We start from the raw sequence: 1,174 nt of genomic DNA, 5'->3' as shown, positions 1-1,174 counted from the left end.
CTAACGGTCCCTCCTTGCAGTACTTGTGTCGCCTACGTCGGCCTCGCGGCTGCCCCTTTGAGTGCCACCCGACCGCGACCGCACAGCACCTCACGCCTTCCCAGCCTCGTCGGCCTCCCTTCGGTCGGCCGACTCCAGCGAGGGACCGGAGGTCCCTCTGGCAGCGAGGGACACGGTCCCTCGGGCAACCGGACGTAGTCCGGTGACAGCCGGCGCTACGCGCCGGCGACCTCGCGCGTGCTGTCTCGCGGCCTCCGCTTCGCTCCGGCCGCTCGCAGGCGCGCGCCACCGCACCGCGGCTTCACTTATAAATCGACGGCGCCGTCCCCGTCGGTCTCGAAGTAGCGGTCGCGGTGCTTCCGACAGCCGGGGTTGAACGCGGCGCCGCACGCGGGGCAGGCATTGTCGTCGGCCGCGAGGTATTCGCGGGCCGTGAGCGTCGTCCGGCAGGCGCCGCACAGCACCGCCGGCTCGCCGAACCGGCCGCGGGGCCACGGGACCGCCTCGTGGTCCGCGGCCGCGTCGTGGCAGGCGTCGCACGGGTAGTAGGTCTCACAGCAGCCGAACCGAAGCGCGACCACGTCGACCGGGTCGTCCCAGTGGGCGCACCGCGTCTCGGGATCGACCGCGACGCCGCGCAGGGGGACCTCGAACCGGGGATCGGTGTCCGGCTCGGTCGTCGTCTCGCGGTCCGCCGGCGGCGGTTCGTCGGACGGGGATGACGAGGGCATCGGTCTCGCGGTCAGTAGCTCGTGTAGCCGTCGGTGTCGAGCCAGTTGTGGACCACGGTGACCGCGTGGTCCGCGTGGAGCAGTTCGGGGCCGACGCGGAGCCGCCGCTCGGCGCGCTCGGCGACCGCCTCCGCCTCCTCGGGCGCGAAGTCGTGGTGGTCCGAGAGGACGAAAACGGGGTTCGCTGGCGGTTCGGCGTCGACGAGCGGGTCGCCCTCCTCGTGGAGCTGGACGGGGGTCCCGTCCGGACCGCGACCGCCCTCGCCGACGAGGCGGTCGAGCGTCGCGTCGAGGCCCATCCGCCGGAGTTCGACGCCCGGCGAGACGTCCGCGGGCATGTGTCCGATCGCGTCGTCCCGGGCGGCGAGCGCGTCGCGGACCCGCGCGGCGACGTTGCGCTCGTCGGGGTGGAGGTGGCGGAGGCTGTCGGAGTCGAAGGAGAC

At 73.5% G+C, this 1,174-nt stretch carries 2 protein-coding genes; both read right to left on the bottom strand.

Annotated features, from left to right (window positions below):
• Positions 1–305: 305 nt before the first annotated feature.
• Positions 306–731: a CHY zinc finger protein gene (locus B9G38_RS17575; protein WP_198945739.1), complete on the bottom strand. Its 426-nt coding sequence runs from the start codon at positions 729–731 to the stop codon at positions 306–308.
• Positions 732–742: 11 nt separating this feature from the next.
• The coding region (locus B9G38_RS17570; protein ID WP_086221203.1) for a tRNA (pseudouridine(54)-N(1))-methyltransferase TrmY at positions 743–1,174 on the bottom strand (432 nt) is incomplete at its 5' end.

Source organism: Halorubrum sp. SD612 (assembly GCF_002135005.1).
This window is presented reverse-complemented; position numbering and strand designations above follow the sequence as displayed.

What these genes read in the sequence shown, in the direction of transcription:
- B9G38_RS17575 (WP_198945739.1), bottom strand. Translation starts at nt 731, where the DNA reads ATGCCCTCGTCATCCCCGTCCGACGAACCGCCGCCGGCGGACCGCGAG.